At 54.6% G+C, this 17,930-nt stretch carries 22 protein-coding genes and 1 riboswitch; of the genes, 4 read left to right on the top strand and 18 right to left on the bottom strand.

Annotated elements, in window-relative coordinates; all coding sequences use genetic code 11:
- Positions 1-5 precede the first annotated feature (5 nt).
- From sufU to ETC05_RS10765, 5 genes are all read right to left on the bottom strand, one after another.
- Positions 6-455, bottom strand: a complete 450-nt coding sequence (gene sufU / locus ETC05_RS10785) for a Fe-S cluster assembly sulfur transfer protein SufU (protein ID WP_031407288.1) — start codon at positions 453-455, stop codon at positions 6-8.
- A complete protein-coding gene (locus ETC05_RS10780; protein ID WP_031407286.1) occupies positions 445-1,665 on the bottom strand; it encodes a cysteine desulfurase in 1,221 nt (406 codons plus the stop codon). The genes sufU and ETC05_RS10780 overlap by 11 nt, the downstream gene beginning before the upstream one ends.
- Positions 1,662-2,972, bottom strand: coding sequence for a Fe-S cluster assembly protein SufD (gene sufD, locus ETC05_RS10775; protein WP_031407284.1), 1,311 nt, complete (start codon positions 2,970-2,972; stop codon positions 1,662-1,664). Before sufD ends, ETC05_RS10780 begins: the two co-directional genes overlap by 4 nt.
- 17 nt (positions 2,973-2,989) lie before the next feature.
- Positions 2,990-3,769 (bottom strand): Fe-S cluster assembly ATPase SufC, encoded by a 780-nt coding sequence (sufC, locus tag ETC05_RS10770; RefSeq protein ID WP_031407282.1) that lies wholly within the window; start codon positions 3,767-3,769, stop codon positions 2,990-2,992.
- Positions 3,770-4,003: 234 nt separating this feature from the next.
- Positions 4,004-4,366, bottom strand: coding sequence for a carboxymuconolactone decarboxylase family protein (locus ETC05_RS10765; protein ID WP_031407280.1), 363 nt, complete (start codon positions 4,364-4,366; stop codon positions 4,004-4,006).
- 95 nt (positions 4,367-4,461) lie between these two features.
- Here ETC05_RS10765 and ETC05_RS10760 point away from each other — a divergent pair, with 95 nt between their 5' ends.
- The gene (locus ETC05_RS10760; RefSeq protein WP_216366435.1) at positions 4,462-4,650 is read left to right on the top strand and encodes a hypothetical protein; all 189 of its coding nucleotides are present in this window, start codon (positions 4,462-4,464) and stop codon (positions 4,648-4,650) included.
- A 19-nt stretch (positions 4,651-4,669) separates the two neighbouring features.
- On the opposite strand, the gene ETC05_RS10755 is transcribed toward ETC05_RS10760, so the two are convergent.
- The 12 genes from ETC05_RS10755 to ETC05_RS10700 form a co-directional block, all read right to left on the bottom strand.
- Positions 4,670-5,512 carry a MetQ/NlpA family ABC transporter substrate-binding protein gene (locus ETC05_RS10755; RefSeq protein WP_031407276.1) on the bottom strand — a complete coding sequence of 281 codons (843 nt, stop codon included), beginning with the start codon at positions 5,510-5,512 and terminating at the stop codon, positions 4,670-4,672.
- A 14-nt stretch (positions 5,513-5,526) separates the two neighbouring features.
- Positions 5,527-6,195, bottom strand: coding sequence for a methionine ABC transporter permease (locus tag ETC05_RS10750; protein ID WP_171660978.1), 669 nt, complete (start codon positions 6,193-6,195; stop codon positions 5,527-5,529).
- On the bottom strand, positions 6,185-7,213 hold the full coding sequence (locus ETC05_RS10745; RefSeq protein ID WP_031407272.1) for a methionine ABC transporter ATP-binding protein: 1,029 nt from the start codon (positions 7,211-7,213) through the stop codon (positions 6,185-6,187). The genes ETC05_RS10750 and ETC05_RS10745 overlap by 11 nt, the downstream gene beginning before the upstream one ends.
- Positions 7,214-7,306: 93 nt before the next feature.
- A riboswitch (SAM riboswitch) is annotated at positions 7,307-7,416 on the bottom strand.
- A 72-nt stretch (positions 7,417-7,488) separates the two neighbouring features.
- Positions 7,489-7,836 (bottom strand): sterol-binding protein, encoded by a 348-nt coding sequence (locus ETC05_RS10740; RefSeq protein WP_171660977.1) that lies wholly within the window; start codon positions 7,834-7,836, stop codon positions 7,489-7,491.
- Between the two features lie 152 nt (positions 7,837-7,988).
- On the bottom strand, positions 7,989-8,306 hold the full coding sequence (locus ETC05_RS10735) for a thioredoxin family protein (protein WP_031407268.1): 318 nt from the start codon (positions 8,304-8,306) through the stop codon (positions 7,989-7,991).
- On the bottom strand, positions 8,303-8,662 hold the full coding sequence (locus tag ETC05_RS10730; RefSeq protein ID WP_031407267.1) for a toprim domain-containing protein: 360 nt from the start codon (positions 8,660-8,662) through the stop codon (positions 8,303-8,305). The genes ETC05_RS10735 and ETC05_RS10730 overlap by 4 nt, the downstream gene beginning before the upstream one ends.
- A gap of 96 nt (positions 8,663-8,758) precedes the next feature.
- Positions 8,759-8,995: a YusG family protein gene (locus tag ETC05_RS10725; protein ID WP_031407265.1), complete on the bottom strand. Its 237-nt coding sequence runs from the start codon at positions 8,993-8,995 to the stop codon at positions 8,759-8,761.
- Positions 8,996-9,069: 74 nt separating this feature from the next.
- Complete coding sequence (gcvH, locus tag ETC05_RS10720) at positions 9,070-9,453, bottom strand: glycine cleavage system protein GcvH (protein WP_171660976.1); 384 nt, start codon at positions 9,451-9,453, stop codon at positions 9,070-9,072.
- Between the two features lie 92 nt (positions 9,454-9,545).
- Positions 9,546-9,911, bottom strand: coding sequence for an arsenate reductase family protein (locus ETC05_RS10715; protein ID WP_031407261.1), 366 nt, complete (start codon positions 9,909-9,911; stop codon positions 9,546-9,548).
- An 82-nt stretch (positions 9,912-9,993) separates the two neighbouring features.
- On the bottom strand, positions 9,994-11,778 hold the full coding sequence (locus tag ETC05_RS10710; protein WP_171660975.1) for an acyl-CoA dehydrogenase family protein: 1,785 nt from the start codon (positions 11,776-11,778) through the stop codon (positions 9,994-9,996).
- 137 nt (positions 11,779-11,915) lie between these two features.
- Complete coding sequence (locus ETC05_RS10705; protein ID WP_031407257.1) at positions 11,916-13,088, bottom strand: acetyl-CoA C-acetyltransferase; 1,173 nt, start codon at positions 13,086-13,088, stop codon at positions 11,916-11,918.
- A gap of 27 nt (positions 13,089-13,115) precedes the next feature.
- Positions 13,116-15,503, bottom strand: coding sequence for a 3-hydroxyacyl-CoA dehydrogenase/enoyl-CoA hydratase family protein (locus ETC05_RS10700; RefSeq protein ID WP_031407255.1), 2,388 nt, complete (start codon positions 15,501-15,503; stop codon positions 13,116-13,118).
- Between the two features lie 183 nt (positions 15,504-15,686).
- On the opposite strand from ETC05_RS10700, the gene ETC05_RS10695 reads away from it, so the two are divergent.
- Positions 15,687-15,836, top strand: coding sequence for a YuzL family protein (locus ETC05_RS10695; protein WP_011232479.1), 150 nt, complete (start codon positions 15,687-15,689; stop codon positions 15,834-15,836).
- Positions 15,837-15,923: 87 nt separating this feature from the next.
- On the opposite strand, the gene ETC05_RS10690 is transcribed toward ETC05_RS10695, so the two are convergent.
- A complete protein-coding gene (locus ETC05_RS10690) occupies positions 15,924-16,841 on the bottom strand; it encodes a proline dehydrogenase family protein (protein WP_031407253.1) in 918 nt (305 codons plus the stop codon).
- Positions 16,842-17,007: 166 nt separating this feature from the next.
- On the opposite strand from ETC05_RS10690, the gene ETC05_RS10685 reads away from it, so the two are divergent.
- Positions 17,008-17,265 (top strand): hypothetical protein, encoded by a 258-nt coding sequence (locus tag ETC05_RS10685; RefSeq protein WP_031407250.1) that lies wholly within the window; start codon positions 17,008-17,010, stop codon positions 17,263-17,265.
- Between the two features lie 15 nt (positions 17,266-17,280).
- Positions 17,281-17,616 carry a spore coat protein gene (locus tag ETC05_RS10680; protein ID WP_031407248.1) on the top strand — a complete coding sequence of 112 codons (336 nt, stop codon included), beginning with the start codon at positions 17,281-17,283 and terminating at the stop codon, positions 17,614-17,616.
- Positions 17,617-17,930: the final 314 nt, after the last annotated feature.

The following is a 17,930-nucleotide window of genomic DNA, read 5'->3' as shown; positions in this document are numbered from 1 at the left end:
TCGGTTCACCTTCCTTCATGTTCATGATTGTGCAGCCCTTTTTCGAGCGCTTTCCACGCCAACGTCGCGCATTTGATGCGGGCGGGAAATTTGGAAACGCCTTGGAGCGCCTCGATGTCGCCAAGGTCAACGGAATCGTCGTACTCTTTGCCTTGGATCATGTCGGAGAAAATGTGGGCGAGCCGAAGCGCCTCCTCCACCGTTTTTCCTTTGATCGCCTGCGTCATCATCGACGCCGACGACATCGAAATCGAACAGCCTTCCCCTTCAAACTTGACGTCGGCGACTCTTCCGTCTTCCACTTTCATTGTCAAGTGGATGCGGTCGCCGCACGTCGGGTTGTTCATGTTGACATCGACGTTCGTGCCCTCAAGCACCCCGCGGTTGCGCGGGTTTTTATAATGATCCATAATGACTTGGCGGTAAAGCTGGTCCAACGGATGGTTAGAAGACATGGCTGAAGTACTCCTTCGCTTTCTGTAATGCGGCGATGAACCGGTCGATTTCCTCTTTGGTGTTGTACAGATAGAAGCTCGCCCGGGCGGTCGCCGTCACGTCAAGCCACTTCATGAGCGGCTGGGCGCAATGGTGGCCAGCGCGGATGGCGATGCCTTCGGCGTCCAAAACGGTCGCCACATCGTGCGGATGCACACCGTCGATGTTAAACGTCACCAGCCCCGCCCGCTCCTTCGGTCCGTAGACGGTGACGCCTTCGATATCCGCCATTCGTTCAAGCGCGTATTGCGCCAGTTCATGCTCATGGGCGGCAATCGCGTCCAAGCCGACTTGCTCGAGGAAATCGATCGCCGCGCCAAGGCCGATGGCGCCGGCGATGATCGGCGTGCCGCCTTCAAATTTCCACGGCAGCTCTTTCCACGTCGAGTCGTACAGCTCGACAAAATCGATCATTTCACCGCCGAATTCCACCGGTTCCATCTGCTCAAGCCATTTCTTTTTGCCATATAATACGCCGATGCCCGTCGGCCCGCACATTTTATGGCCGGAAAACGCCAAAAAGTCGCAATCGAGTTCTTGGACGTCGATCTTCATATGCGGAGCGCTTTGCGCTGCGTCGACGACGACGATCGCCCCGCGTTCATGGGCGATGCGGGCGATCTCGCGAATGGGGTTGATCGTGCCGAGCACGTTCGACACATGGACGATGGCGACGATTTTCACAGCGGGCGTCACCGTGGCCTCCACATCGCGCAAATCGATCGTGCCGTCTTCCTGCAGCGGAATGTATTTCAGCGTCGCGCCCGTTTGCTTCGCCAGCTGCTGCCATGGGATCAAGTTGCTGTGATGTTCCATGTACGTGATGACAATCTCATCGCCTTCTTTGACATGGGCGCGCCCGTAGCTTGAGGCGACCAAGTTGAGCGACGCCGTCGTGCCGCGCGTAAAGATGATTTCCTGAGCCGATTGCGCGTTTAAAAAACGCCGAACTTTTTCGCGCGCGCCTTCGTACGCGTCGGTCGCCTTCGTCCCAAGCGTATGAACGCCGCGGTGGACGTTCGAGTTGTACTCGCGGTAGTAGCGGTCAAGCGCTTCAATCACCGGCAACGGCTTTTGCGATGTCGCCGCGCTGTCAAAATAGACGAGCGGATGACCGTTGACATTCTGATGCAAAATCGGAAACAACGCGCGAATTTCGTTCACATTCATGATTGAACTTTCCTTTCAATCACTTCAATTAATTGATTTTTCACGCCTTCAATCGGAATCGCCTCGACAACCGGCGCCAAAAAGCCGTGGATGATGAGCCGTTCTGCGTCGCGCCTCGGAATGCCGCGGCTCATCAAGTAATACAATTGAATGGGGTCGATGCGGCCGACCGACGCCGCGTGGCCCGCCATGACGTCGTCTTCATCGATCAACAAAATCGGGTTCGCATCGCCGCGCGCTTTTTCGCTCAGCATCAGCACGCGCGACTCCTGCTCAGCGTTTGATTTCGACGCACCGTGCTCGATTTTGCCGATGCCGTTGAAAATCGAGGTGGCGCTGTCGCGGACGACGCCGTGCTTTAAAATCGTTCCTTCCGTATGCTTGCCGTAATGGATGACGCTCGTCGTCACGTTTTGCACTTGCTCGCCGCGGCTGACCGCGACCGTTTTCGCATCGCCGATCGAACCATCGCCGACGAGGCGGGTGATGTTCTCGGAAACGGTATTCCCGTCATTCATCAACCCGAGCGCCCATTCGATCCGCCCGTCGCGCCCAGCGATGCCGCGCCGGTTGACGTACGTCGTCGTGCCTTTCGCCAAGTGGTCGACCGCCGCGAAAAAGACGCTTGCGTTCGCTTCGGCAAACACTTCAGCGACAACGTTGACGACCGCTTTTCCTTCCCCGCTTGCCGATACATAGTTTTCAACAAACACGACGCGGCTGTTGTCTTCCGCGACAATGATCACGTGGTTAAACAAGGCGATGTCGTCTTCATCTTGAATATAGACCGCCTGAAGCGGCGTTTCGATTTCGACGTTTTTCGGGACATAGACGAACACGCCGCCGTTAAACAGCGCAGCATGGAGAGCGGCGAGGCGGTGCTCATCCGGCTTGACCGCCGTCATCCAATAGCGCTTCAGCAAATCGCCATGCTCGCGCGCCGCCGTGAACATATCGGTGAAAATGACGCCTTTTTCTTTTAATTCAGCCGAAAGCGACACATACGCCGGCGTATGGTTGCGCTGCACGTACAAGTTTTTCGTCCCTTCGCCCGCCTCGATGAGCGCCTTGACCGCTTCCGGCAAGCCGTTCAAGTCCGCATACGGCGCGCTGTCGACCGCATGGCGGGCGAACTCGGTGAAATTCCATTTATCAATTTTCGTCTTCTCCGGTTTCGGAAGCGGCAGCCGCTCCGCCAGCGCAAGCGCCTCAAGCCGCCGCGCCGTCAGCCAGTCCGGCTCACCATGCCCGCTTGAGAACGTGCGGACGTACTGTTGGTCGAATGGAATTTTCGTTTCTGTCGCCATAGTCCTCCTCCTAACGCTTACGCTTCTTGTCCGACCGTTTCGTCTTCGATGCCAAGCTCTTTTTTGATCCAATCGTACCCTTCCGCCTCAAGCCGCTGTGCCAGTTCCGGGCCGCCGGACTTGACGATGCGCCCTTGCATCATGACGTGCACGTAATCCGGCGTGATGTAATTGAGCAGCCGCTGATAGTGGGTGATGATCAAACAGCCGAACTCGCTGCTGCGCATTTCGTTGACGCCTTTGGCGACAATTTTCAGCGCGTCAATATCCAACCCGGAGTCAATCTCGTCCAAAATCGCAATTTTGGGCTCCAACATCATCAATTGCAAAATTTCGTTCCGCTTTTTCTCCCCGCCTGAGAATCCTTCGTTCAAATAACGGTGCGCCATATCCGGATTCATTTCCAAAAACGCCATTTTTTCATCAAGCTTGCGGATGAATTTCATGAGCGAAATTTCGTTGCCTTCGCCAAGCCGGGCGTTAATGGCGGCCCGCAAAAAGTCGGCGTTCGTCACCCCACTGATTTCGCTCGGATATTGCATGGCCAAAAACAGGCCGGCACGCGCCCGCTCGTCGACTTCCATCTCGAGGACGTTTTGGCCGTCAAGCGTCACCGATCCTTCTGTCACTTCATATTTCGGATGGCCCATAATGGCCGATGCCAGCGTCGATTTCCCCGTCCCGTTCGGACCCATGATGGCGTGGATTTCCCCGCCTTTGACTTCCAAGTCCACTCCTTTTAAAATCTCTTTTCCCTCCACGGCGACGTGGAGATTACGAATCGTCAAGACTGCCATGCAGCATACCTCCAATTCCCGATTGAGAGTCAGTTCGCTCGCTTGTCTTCTAGCGATCGCTCATTCTCATTTTATTCTCATTACAATTTTATAACAAATGAAAACTGCCTGCAACTTCCCTGCTCTGTTTTTCACGATGGCCGTGTGAAAAACCGCATCTTTTATTTATTTTACACGAAAACCGTAAGCTTGTACGAGTTTTTGCAAAAAAAAGACCCCGTTTTTTTCCGGAGTCTAGTGAGTCGTCCGCAGCTCGCGGAGGCATTCTTGCACGAGCGTCACCGCCTGGCTCATCGCCGCCCCGCCGCCAAAAGCGGCCGCCACCGCGCACGCTTCCAAGATTTCTTGTTCCGATGCCCCTTCATCAACGCATCCTTTCGTGTGATAAATCGTGCAATACTCATCTTGCGTCGCCAAGCTGATGCCAAGAGCGATCAGCTGCTTTTCCTTTTTCGACAGCGCCCCCTCGGCAAAGCAAGCTTCCGTAAAGGCGTTAAATCGCTCCGCTACGTTCGGAAGCTTTTGGGTGAACGCCCCAAGCCCTTCTTTGTAGTGGCGAAGCGCCGATTCGACCGATGACTGTGTGCCGTTGTTCATCTTCGTTTTCCTCCTTTGTCCGTTTCTGCTGTTAGTATGCATGCAGGAACCACAAATTAAACGGCGAATAACATCGGAAAAAGGAGGAGATCAACATGGCCCGTTGGATCGTGTTTTTCGTGACGGCCGCCGCCGGTTCGTTCATCGTCTGGATGGCGATGAGCGCTGCCCTTGGCGAAAGCGGAGAGGGCTCATTCAGCTTAACCGCCGTTGTCGCGCTTCAAAATTGCCTCATCATTTTGCTGCTCGTTGCCATTTTAGAGCGGCTGGCGAAAAAGAAATAACGGGAGCGAAACACTCCCGTTATTGATTGTTTTCCGCTGCCGGAATGACGGCACCATGGTATTTTTCTTTGATGAAATCTTGAATTTCTTTCGATTGCAGCACTTCGACCAATGTTTTGATTTCCTTCCGGTTTTCATCGCCTTTGCGCACGGCGACAATGTTCACATACGGATTGTTTTTCGGCGACTCAACGGCGATCGGGTCTTTCGCCGGATCCAAGCCGGCGTCCAACGCATAGTTGGCATTGATCAGCACCGCATCGCCTTCGCCGTTTTTGTAAATTTGCGGCAGCAGCCCAGCGTCGACATCGGCTTTAAATTTCAAATGTTTCGGATTTTCAATGATATCATTGACCGTCGCTTTCGTTTTATCGACGCCCGGTTTCAGCTTAATGAGCCCTTTTTCTTGCAGCATCGACAAAATGCGGCCGTGGTCGGCGACCGAGTTGCTCATGATGATGGTCGCACCGTCGGGCAATTCTTCAATGCTTTTGTATTTTTTCGAATACAGGCCGATCGGCTCGATATGAATGCCGCCGGCGTTGACGAAATCATAGCCGTATTCTTTCTTTTGCGATTCTAAATACGGAATGTGTTGGAAATAGTTTGCGTCGATTTGCTTCTCAGCCAATGCTTTGTTCGGCAAGATGTAATCTTGGAACGTGATGATCTCCAAGTCGATGCCTTTTTTCTTCAAAATCGGTTTCGCTTTTTCCAAAATTTCCGCATGCGGCACGTTCGACGCGCCGACTTTCAGCTTTACCAATTTGCCGCCTTCCGCGTTGTCGTTCTTGTTGCCGCCGCATGCCGCCAAAGCGAACACAAGCATCGCAGCGAACAAAACACCCAGCCATTTTTTCATCCGTTGTTCCTCCTTTATCGTTTATCGATTTTTGCAGTGACAAAGTCACCGATGGCCTGAATGACAAATACAATGACGAGCACCAATACGGTCGCGACAAACGTCACATCGTTATGGTTGCGCTGGAACCCTTCCAAATACGCCAAGTTCCCAAGCCCGCCAGCGCCGATGACCCCGGCCATCGCCGTATAGCTGACGAGCGACACCGCCGTCACCGTAATGCCGGAGACAAGCGCCGGCAGCGATTCGGGCAAGAGCACTTTCCAAATGATCGTCCACGTCGAGGCGCCCATCGCCTGCGCCGCTTCGATGACGCCTTTATCAATTTCACGAAGCGCGATTTCGACCATGCGGGCATAAAACGGCGCGGCCCCGATAATGAGCGCCGGCAGCGCCGCATTGGCGCCAAGCATCGTCCCGACGAGCCATTTCGTAAACGGAATGAGCAAAATAATTAAAATAATGAACGGAATGGAGCGGAAAATATTCACAAACGCGGCGATGACCGCATTGATCCATCGGTTTTCCCATAGATTGCCCTTTGCCGTCAAAAATAACAGCAAGCCAAGAACGATCCCAAGGACGAAGGTGGCCGCCACCGCCATCCCGGTCATGTACAGCGTCTCGACCGTCGCCGCCCACATCGTCTCCCATTGCACGTTCGGCAGGAGGTTAGCGAGCATCGTGAATCACCTCCACCGCCACTTGCTGGCGTTGAATATAGTCAAGCGCCCGGCCGATTTCATCCGCCGCCCCGTCGAGGTGAACGAACAGCACCCCATAGGCGCCTTGATGGGTTTGCGAAATTTTCCCTTGCAAAATGTTGACATCGACGGCAAACTGGCGCACCACTTCGGTGATGAGCGGCTTCCCGGCGGCCGCGCCGACGAACGTCAGCTGCGCGATCACCCCGTTCGGGTATTGGCCAAACAAATGGGAAATCGCCTCTTCCGTCTCCTCGGGCTCGATCAATTGTTGGACGAACCGTTTCGTAATCGGCTGCTGCGGGTTCCGGAACACATGCAGCACGTCGCCTTGCTCGACGATTTTGCCGCTTTCCATCACCGCGACGCGGTCGCAAATTTTACGGATGACGTGCATTTCATGGGTGATGAGCACAATCGTCAGCCCGAGCCGCTTGTTGATGTCAACGAGCAAGTCCAAAATCGCATCGGTCGTCTGCGGATCCAACGCCGACGTCGCCTCATCGCAAAGCAAAACTTTCGGATTGTTGGCGAGCGCGCGGGCGATGCCGACCCGCTGCTTTTGTCCGCCGCTCAGCTGCGCCGGGTAGGCGTCCTCGCGCCCGGAAAGGCCGACGAGTTCGATCAGCTCATCCACCCGCTTGTTCCGCTCCTCTTTCGGAACGCCGGCAATTTCAAGCGGAAAAGCGATGTTTTCCCTGACGGTGCGCGACCAAAGCAAGTTGAAATGCTGAAAAATCATCCCAATTTCTTGGCGCGCCTTGCGCAGCTCCCGACCTTTCACGCGCGTCATATCGCGGCCGGCGACGATCACCCGGCCGCTCGTCGGCTTCTCAAGTCCATTCAGCAGCCGGATGAGCGTGCTTTTCCCCGCGCCGCTGTAGCCGATGATGCCGAAAATTTCCCCTTCGCGAATGTCAATCGACACGTTGTCGACGGCCGTGACCGAGCCGTTGGCCGCTTGATAAATTTTTGTCACCTGCTCGAGTGCAATCATTGTTTCACCTTCCTTCCCCTCAAGACGGCAAAGCGCAAAAAGAAAACCTTTCTGCCCGCAAAGAGAACAGAAAGGTATTGTGCACCATTCCGTCTCTTATCTCTCAAAGCAGGCCGCTTTGTGTGAATTGGCACCATTTCAGCGCATGCGCTGACGGTTGCCGGGCTTCATTGGGCACATCCCTCCACCTCTCTTGATAAGAGCGCAACAATCACCTATTCAATTGGTTACGATTGTGATTGTATCATCGCCTGTCGAATGCTGTCAATCATTTTTTACCCAACATGCCGATACGGCTTGGCCAAATGGAGGAGCGACTCGAGAAGCAATAGATGGCGGAAGCTTCCTGACACGTGCACTTCTTGCAACCGAACGAGCTGCTGCAACTTCAGTTCACCGTTCAACAGCGATGCGAGCGATGCTTTGGAACCTCTAATCGTCAATGTTTTCCGTTCATCGTGTTCCATCTCCGCCGCAGACGACTCCTTGCCAACCACCAACAGCACGGTTTCATCCCCGCTTTCAAACCGAACGCACAGCTGTTCATCCGGCAAAATCGGCAACAAATGGCGCAACACTTGCATCCGTTCCACGAACTTCCCGATCAATTCACGCATTTCCATGGATATCTCCCTCCCCCATTTCCTTATGTTTCTTTCATTTCCATCTGGAAGAGGGAAATCCTTTACAAAAATCTCGACAACGATGTTGGCGAAACAACGCCGTTTTTGTCATTTCCCAAGAAATGTGTCAAATGGCGTCAAAAAAAGGCGGATCACTGGGGCGGCAAACAAGTTTGAATCACTTCATACAAATACGGAACGGAATGAAAGGCATACCACTTGCCCGCGATCGTTCCGTTCACAAAAAGAAGCAGGCAAGGAACGCTTTCGATTTTCCACGCAACCGCCTGCTCAGGGATATAGTTGATGTCCGTTTCGTAAAACGGCAGCGCCGGAAACAACTGCTCCACCACCGTGAGCATCCGCCGCGCCAGCTGGCACGTGCCGCACAGCGGGGTATACAAGTAAAGGACGAGAAGCGGCTCGCTTTCCACCACTCGCTTGACATCGTTTCGGTCGATCGCTTTCACTCCCCTCCCCCTCTCATGAGCAATTCGATGCGGACGTCGAAATCGGCGCGCAACAGCACTTGCGCCAAGTGCCAAATCGGGGCGGCCGCCACTTCACGGTACGCCCGGTCAATGTAAATATGCTCTGCCTCTGGAAACATGCGGCGAAACTGGCGGCGCAATTTTTCCCCCGCTTCATCGGCATCCGCCAATAAGTACACATCATATCCTTCCAGCTCATCAGCCCATTCTTCCAAACGCGCGTCGCTGATCGTGCCGTTCGTGCAAAGAATGACGACAGGCTCATTCAGGACGGCCGCCACCTTTTGCTTGTCCGATCGCCCTTCCACAATGATCACTTTTTCCACGCGTCGCATGTCCGACCCACCTACTTCAAAAGGAGATACGATATTGTATGCCCCGCGCCGGCGAAAGGTGGAAAAAGAAAAGCAACGGCATCGCACCGTTGCCTTTCAACACCAGCCCGCTTCCCCGTCGCAGTCAACATATTTTTGGTCCGGTTCAACGGTAGCGGTCACCTGTTTGAAAATTCTCCCGTTTTGTTCGATATATCCATTTTTCAACGGGACGGCCGCTGGAAGCGGAAGGCGCCCGATGAGCTCTCCTTCCTCGTACAATTCCAGCGAGCGGCCGTTCAGTTTGCCGATGATCCGTTCCGTGACATCCATGTGCTTCGTTTGCAACACCATCGCGAGCACCCCTTTTTCAATCACATTCCGGTATGTATAGAGTGCCCGAATCGAAGCGAAGATTGCAGGAACGTTTATCCTTCGTTGATCATCGCTTCGTATTGCTCGGCCGTCAACAAGTTGTCAATTTCGCTCAAATCGTTCGGTTTGACGACGATCATCCACGCTTTTTCATACGGCGATTCATTCACATATTCTGGATTATCGTTTAACGCTTCGTTCACTTCAACGACCGTGCCGCTGATCGGTGCATACAGTTCCGAGACGGTTTTCACCGATTCAACGCTGCCGAACGGCTCGTTGGCCGTAATTTCGGTTCCGACTTCCGGCAGCTCGACAAAGACGATGTCGCCAAGCTCCGATTGGGCGTAATCCGTAATGCCGACGCGCACGTTCTCTCCTTCCACGCGCACCCATTCATGCTCTTTTGTGTAACGAAGTTCTTTTGGCGTGTTCATCCAATCCCTCCATCGCGACAAAATGTATCCTTTTTCATCATAACCGATTTTCCGCAAAAACTCACTGAATTCACCCGATTTTGCAAAAATTTTTATGCCTTCTCCGCGAAAAACGCCTCGTATTCTTGTTCGCGAAAGCCCACGACGACCCGCTCGCCGTCTGTTAAAATCGGCCGTTTGACCAACATCCCGTCCGAGGCGAGCCAATCGAGCATCTCGTCTTCCGAGGCGCCATCGAGCCGGTCCTTCAAGCCAAGCTCACGGTATTTCATGCCGCTTGTATTGAAAAATTTTTTGAGCGGCAGCCCGCTTTTCCGGTGCAGGTCGGCGAGCTGCTCTTTCGTCAGCGGCTCGTCGACCAAATGCACCGTTTGCACCTCAATGCCGTGTTCATCCAACCATTTTTTCGCCTTCCGGCACGTTCCGCATTTTGGATACCAATAGAGCGTGAGCGCCATCTTCACTCCCCCTTTCATTTCCGCTGTTTGGACGATCAAGAAGAAAAGAAGCACCAGGCAGTCTGCCTGGCACTTCCCATTATCACACAATATACCGTTCGGCTTCAATGAGCGCGGCAGCCGCTTCGCGTTTTTTCGCGATCACGTTGATCGGCGTATGGCGCGTCAGCCGGCGGAGCGCGGCGAGCATCATCCGCAGCGTGTCGCCTTGTTCCACGGCGACGAGCGTCTCTTTCGCATGGGCTTCAATTTCATTGAACGCCTCTTGGCAGAAAATTTGCGTGTACAGCACTTTTTGCTTGTTTTTCTCCTCACCGCTCGCTTGAATCGCTTTTTCCGTGCGCAAGAGCGCCGATTCCATCGCGTAAATGTTCGAGACGATGTCGGCGATGTTGACGAGCACTTCTTGCTCTTCTTCAATGCGCTGGCCGTATTTTTGCGCCGCTAAGCCGGCGACCATCAAGGCGATTTTTTTCGCGTTGCGCACCAAGTATTTCTCTTGTTCCAGCGCGCCCGTCCCTGGCTCTTCTGCGGTCATCATCATGAGTTCTTCCTGAAGCTGCTGCGCTTTTTGGAAAAGCGGCAGCTCGCCTTTTAACGCTTTTTTCAAGTACATGCCCGGCACGAGCAGGCGGTTGATTTCGTTCGTTCCCTCAAAAATGCGGTTGATGCGCGAATCGCGGTAGGCGCGCTCGATTTCGTATTCTTGCATAAAGCCGTAGCCGCCATGGATTTGCACGCCTTCATCGACGATGTAATCGAGCACTTCCGTCGCAAAAAACTTGTTCAGTGAGCACTCGATCGCATATTCGGCGATCGACTTCGCCACTTCCTTGCCATCTTTCGCTTTTTCTGCATCAAGCAGGCCCATTCGTTCATCGAACAAGCCGACCGTGCGGTACACCGAGCTTTCGGCGGCATACAGACGCGACGCCATCGTCGCCAATTTTTCCTGCGTCAGCGTAAACTGCGAAATCGGACGTTTGAATTGTTGGCGCTGATTGGCGTATTTGACCGTGATCTCAAACGCCCGTTTCGCGCCCCCAACCGCCCCCAACCCGAGCTTGTAGCGGCCGATGTTCAAAATATTGAAGGCGATGACATGGCCTTTGCCGATTTCACCGAGCACGTTTTCTTTCGGCACCGGCACGTCTTGCAAAATGAGCGTCCGCGTCGATGAGCTTTTGATCCCCATTTTCTTCTCTTCCGGACCGGTTGAAACGCCCGGGAAATCGCGCTCAACGATAAAGGCTGTGAAATGCTGGCCGTCGACTTTCGCATAGACGACAAACACATCGGCGAATCCGGAGTTCGTGATCCATTGTTTTTCGCCGTTTAAAATGTAATGCGTGCCTTCCGCATTGAGCTTCGCTGTCGTTTTCGCGCCGAGGGCGTCCGAACCCGAGCCCGGCTCCGTCAAGGCATAAGCGGCGATTTTTTCGCCGGTCGCCAAATACGGCAAGTATTTTTGTTTTTGTTCTTCCGTGCCAAACAACACGATTGGCAGCGAACCAATCCCGACGTGCGCCCCGTGCGAAATCGCAAAGCCGCCGGCCGGCGCCATTTTTTCAGCAATGATGGCCGAGCTGACCTTATCTAAGCCCAAGCCGCCGTACTCTTCCGGAATGTCCGCGCTCAACAAGCCGAGTTCGCCCGCTTTGCGGAGCAGCTTCACCGAGCGGTCAAACTCGTGATTTTCCAAATGTTCAAGCTGCGGAAGCACCTCGTTGTTGACATACTCTTCCGTCGTTTTGGCGATCATGTGATGTTCGTCGGTGAAATCTTCGGGCGTAAACACGCGCTCCGCCGGAATGTCTTCGATTAGAAAGCTGCCGCCTTTGATCGCTTCTTCGATTGTTTTGGCCATCGTTCATTTCCTCCCCCAAAAGATGATTGATGATCCGGGCGGCAACGCCGCCCGGGAAATGGACGTTCCCTGCAGCCGGGCCAATGCGGATGCATGCCTCGCGCGAGCTGATGGAGCCCGCTCGCTTTCGGCTGCCGCTACAGCAGTTCAAACACGCCGGCTGCGCCCATGCCGCCGCCGATGCACATCGTGACGATGCCGAACTGCACGTTGCGGCGCCGCATTTCGTAAAGCAAAGACAACGTCAGCTTCGCGCCCGTGCAGCCGAGCGGGTGGCCGAGCGCAATCGCCCCGCCGTTGACGTTGACGATGTCCTCATCCAACCCAAGTTCGCGGATGACTTGAATCGATTGCGAGGCGAACGCTTCGTTCAGCTCGATCAAGCCGATGTCGGACAGTTCCAAGCCGGCGAGCTTCAACGCTTTCGGCACCGCGGCGACCGGGCCGATGCCCATCACTTCCGGCGGCACGCCGGCGACCGCAAAGGACCGGAACTTGCCGAGCGGCTTCAAGCCGAGCGACTCCGCTTTTTCGCGGTCCATCACCATGACCGCCGCCGCCCCGTCGCTCATTTGCGACGCGTTGCCGGCCGTGACCGTGCCGTTGACCGCAAACGCCGGGCGCAGTTTCGCGAGCGTCTCCATGTTCGTGTCCGGACGCACGCCCTCATCTTGCGCAAAGACGATGGTTTCTTCAACGAGTTTGTTGTTTTCGACTTTGCGCACCACCACTTCCACCGGCACGATTTCCTCGTTGAACTTGCCTTCCGCAATCGCCTTGGCGGCGCGCTGATGGCTGCGCACCGCGAACGCGTCTTGATCCTCACGGCTCACGCCGTATTTTTTCGCCACTTGCTCAGCCGTGTGCCCCATCGACATGTAATATTCCGGCGCTTCTTCCGCCAGGCGGGCATTGGGACGGACGACATGGCCCATCATCGGCACCATGCTCATCGATTCGACCCCGCCGGCGATGACCGTGTCGGAATGGCCGAGCATGACCCGTTCCGCCGCGTAGGCGATCGCCTGCAAGCCGGACGAGCAATACCGGTTGATCGTGATCGCCGGCACCGTATACGGCAGCCCGGCGAGCGCGCCGATGTTGCGGGCGATGTTCAGCCCTTGCTCCGCCTCCGGCATGGCGCAGCCGATAATGAGGTCATCAATGTTTCCTTCATAATTTCCTGCCCGTTTCAACGTCTCTTTGACGACGAGCGCCCCTAAATCGTCCGGCCGCACATGGGCGAGCGTTCCTTTTTTCGCTTTGCCGACCGGTGTGCGTGCGCCTGCGACAATGACCGCTTCTCTCACGCCGATCCCCCCTTGATCTTCCCCGCGTTAGTTGCGGAGCGGTTTTCCTTTCACAAGCATATGCTGCATGCGCGCTTGCGTCTTTGGTTCGCCGATGAGGCTCAAAAACGCCTCGCGCTCCAAATCGAGCAAATATTGCTCGTCGACTTCCGTCCCGTACGGCACTTTGCCGCCCGCTAGGACGTACGCCAACTTTTTCGCGATTTTCAAATCGTGCTCGCTGATGTAGCCGGAATGGAACATCGACTGCGCGCCCAGCAGCATGGCCGCATAGCCGCTTTCGCCGGCCACCGGCACTTTCTTCCTTACAGGCGGCTGGTATCCTTCCTCATACAGCGAGAGCACGGCCTGTTTCGCTTCATGCAGGAGATGGTCGCCGTTCATCGTAATGCCGTCGCGGTGATTCAAGAAGCCGAGCTCGCGCGCTTCCGCCGCCGATGTCGACACTTTCGCCATGGCGATCGTTTCAAATACGCCGGCCGCGATTTTGACGTAGTCGACGTCCACGCCGCGCGGCAGGCTGTTCAACCGTTTGATGTACAGCTCCTTGTTGCCGCCGCCGCCCGGAATCAAGCCGACGCCGACTTCGACGAGCCCGATGTACGTCTCCGCCGCCGCTTGGATGCGCGAAGCCGCCAAGCTCACTTCCGCCCCGCCGCCGAGCGTCATGGCAAACGGCGCGACGACGACCGGTTTCGGATTGTATTTCATGCGAAGAAGCGCTTGCTGGAACTGGCGAACGGCAAGTTCCAATTCAAAAAAGTTTTCGTCTTGCGCTTCCATGAGCATCATCGCCAAGTTCGCGCCGACGCAGAAGTTTTTCCCTTGGTTGCCGATGACCAATCCTTTGTAATTGCGGTTCACTTCCTCAAGCGCCTCGTTGATCATGAAAACGATGTCCGCGCCGATCGCGTTGTTCGGCGAATGGAACTCCAAAAGCGCCACGTCATCGCCGAGGTCGATGAGGCTTGCGCCGGCGTTTTTCTTGATAACCCCGCGCGTTTCTTTCAGCCGGCGGATGTGGATGACTTTTTCGCTTTCTTCTACTGTTTTATATCCGCCGGTCGCATAATAGAACAGCTGGCCGTTTTTCGTTTGATAGAACGATGTCGCTCCGTCGGCGAGCATGTCCGTAATCCACGCCGGGATGTCGCGCCCTTCCGCCTGCATTTTGCGCACCGATTTCTCGAGGCCGATCGCATCCCATAGCTCAAACGGACCTTGCTCCCAGCCGAACCCCCACTTCATCGCCCGGTCGATCGCCACGATGTCGTCGGCGATCTCCCCGACAAGGTGGGCGGCATATAGCAATGTTGGCGCCATGATGTTCCAAAGGAGCGTGCCGGCGCGGTCGCCGTCGGCATAGACGAGCGCTTGCAGCTTGGCGGCCGTTCCTTTCGCCTGCTTCGCCATCTCCACCGCCGGGGTGACCAGCTTTTTGCGCGGCTCGTACTGCATCGTGATGTAGTTCAGCTCGAGAATGTCTTTTCCTTGCTTGAGGAAAAAGCCCTGTCCGGATTTGCTGCCGAGCCAGCCGTTGTCAAGCATCGTTTTCATAAACTCCGGCACGCGGAACGCCTCTTTTTCTTCCCCTTCGACGTTTTCATATACGTTGTTGGCGACATGCACAAACGTATCGAGCCCGACGACGTCAAGCGTGCGGAACGTCGCGCTTTTCGGCCGGCCGATGAGCGGCCCCGTCACCGAATCGACCTCGCCGACGCTGTAGCCCCCTTGCATCATCTCGCGGACGGTGACGAGCAAGCCATACGTGCCGATCCGGTTGGCGATGAAGTTCGGCGTATCTTTCGCCAGCACGACGCCTTTGCCGAGCACGTCTTCGCCGAACGATTTCATATAGGCGACCACATCCGGATCGGTATGCTCCGTCGGGATGATCTCCAGCAGCTTCAAATAGCGCGGCGGATTGAAGAAATGCGTGCCTAAAAAGTGTTTTTGGAAGTCTTCCGACCGCCCTTCGGCCATCGCGGCGATCGAGATGCCGGAGGTGTTCGAGCTGACGATCGTCCCCGGCGTCCGCACCTCGTCCACACGGGCGAAGACTTCTTTTTTCACTTCCAGCTTTTCCACGACCGCTTCAATGATCCAATCGACTTCCGCGAGCCGGTGGAAGTCATCCTCGAAGTTGCCCGTTTCAATCAAAGCGATGTTGTCTTTGGACATGAGCGGCGCCGGTTTTTGCTTGAGCAGCCGCTCGAGCGCCTGGTTGGCAAGGCGGTTGCGCACTTGTTTATGCTCGAGCGTCCAACCTTTTGCTTCTTCCTCTTTCGTCAATTCCCGCGGCACGATGTCCAACAGCAGCGTTGGAATGCCGACGTTCGCCAAATGGGCGGCAATGCCGGATCCCATGACGCCGGACCCCAGCACCGCGGCGCGCCGAATGCGTTTTGTCATTTCGGTTCCCCCTCACACCATTGAATGAATGATCATTCATTTTCTGGCGAAAAAAATATCGTTGAAAACGTTCTCTATACCTAAATATATAGTATGTTGGTAATTTTCGCAATATATTTGCGCACATTTTTTCCCGACTCACTGCTCGATTTTGGCCCATAATACAAACAGGAGGTGAAGATCATGGCCCGGTTGAAAAAAAATCCGTCTGAACGCGGTGTCAGCGCCGCGAGCGTCAAAGGAAACGCCGGCCCGACGGTCGAAGCCGACGGCGGCGGCAAGCGAACAAGCCAAAACCAGCAATACAAAAAGCACAACATGCAAGGGGACTGACGCCCAACGGCGCCTGTCCCCTGTTTGCCGGACTTGTCCGCCTATCGGCCGGGCTTTCGACGCAGTTCTCTCGTTGCCGGGCGGGCGTCACTTGCGGAACATGCCTTTGATGACAAACGCCACGTTGGCCGGCCGTTCGGCAAGCCGGCGCATAAAGTAGCCGTACCAGTCCGTTCCGTACGGAACGTACACGCGCATCGTATATCCTTCGCGCGCCAGCTGCACTTGGCGCTCCGGGCGGATGCCGTACAGCATTTGGAATTCAAACTGGCTGTTGGGAATGTTGTATTCTTTGACGAGCTGCTTCGTATATTCGATGATGGCGTCGTCATGCGTCGCCACAGCTGTATAGTTGCCGTTTAACAAATGCATTTTGATGATCTTCTTAAAATTCTCATCGACATCTTTTTTATCCGGAAACGCCACTTCGGGCGGTTCTTTGTAGGCTCCTTTGACAAGCCGCAAGTTCGGGCGGTACGGCTTTAAATCTTCAATGTCTTGTTCCGTCCGGTACAAATACGCCTGCAGCACCGTACCGACGTTGTCGTATTCTTTTTTCAACGTTTTAAAAATGTCCAGCGTCTTCTGGCAGCGCGAATAATCTTCCATGTCAATCGTCACAAACACGCCGCGCTCTTTCGCCGCGTCCAAAATGCGGCGCATGTTGCGCATCACCAGTTCATCGGAAATATCCAGCCCCATCGATGTCATTTTCAGCGACAGCTGCGAATTCAGCTTTTCCCGGCTGATCGCCTCAATCGCTTCCAAGCAATGGCGCGCCATCTCATTCGCTTCCTGCTCATTGTCGACAAACTCACCCAAATAGTCGACCGTGACCGCCAACCCTTTTTCGTTCAGCTGGCGGATGACGCGCACCGCTTCCTCGATCGTCTCACCGGCGACAAATCTTGAAGCGCCGAAGCGGAGGCCGTATCGCTTCGCCAACTGGGTCAACGTTTTATTTTTGGACAAGAACAAAAAAAAGTCGCGCATCAGCTGTTCCACTGTTGCAAGCCTCCTTGTATGGAAACGCATTCATCATCTCTTATTGTACCATGTTTCTGCCCTCATTGAATATGTTTTTTCCTGGCGTTTTATTTTTTATTTATGTATAACTTTCCACTCGCTGGACAATCTACAAGCGAACAACCAACGAAAGGAGCGAACAGCCATGCAACAGCAACCTCAAATGAACCCGCAGGCGGTGATGTCTGAGCCGCCGCAAATGGTGTCCACAAAAGACGCCCTGTATTTTTCCGACATGATGTCATGGAACTTGCTGGCGGCGAAAAAAGCGCACTTTTTCGCCTCGCAATGCCGCGATCCTGAAGTGGTGCAGGCGATCGAGCGCGCTGGACAGATGCATCAGCGCCATTACGAAATGATTTTGCGCCATTTGCAAAACCCGCCGCAGCCGCCGGTGATGTGAAAGGAGGAACATCCGATGAACACGAAACAAGTGCAAAATCCGGAGACGCAAGTGCCGAAAACACCGCAAATGAACGAGCGCGATTTTCTCAACGACATGTTGACGACGGAAAAATACATGACGTTGTCGTACAGCGTCTTTTTGCATGAAGCGAGCAACCAACCGTTATATCAAGATATAATGAATATTTTCACGGAAACGCAAAACTGTCAGCGCGACTTGTACCATTTGATGTTCAAAAAAGGATGGTATCAACTTGAAGCCGCCGATCCGCAAAAGCTTCAGCAAACGTACCAGCAGTTCCAAGGGTATACGAATCAGCTTCCTTATCAACGGAATGCGATGCAATAACAAAACGAGGGGATGTCCGAACGGCAGGCGGACATCCTCTTTCTCAATCGGGTGAACTACCCGCCACCTACGCTTCGCTTAGAGGTGGAGGCTTCAAGCGACTTGTGCGTGTTCGCCGAACGGTAAGCCACACACAAGAACCCTTTACGCTTTCCTTCGCTCCGAAGGCGTCCGTTCTAACAAGAGATTACCACATCCGTCGGCGATCGCCAACCGACATTCATCTCCCACCTACTCATTGGGCTTTGCCCTGCACATTCTTTGAGGTGGGAGACTTCTGTCGGAAATTACGTTAAAAAAACCAGGCGCAGAAA

It is taken from the genome of Geobacillus sp. BMUD, assembly GCF_013096845.1.
In the GTDB taxonomy this organism is placed as follows: domain Bacteria; phylum Bacillota; class Bacilli; order Bacillales; family Anoxybacillaceae; genus Geobacillus; species Geobacillus vulcani.
This window is presented reverse-complemented; position numbering and strand designations above follow the sequence as displayed.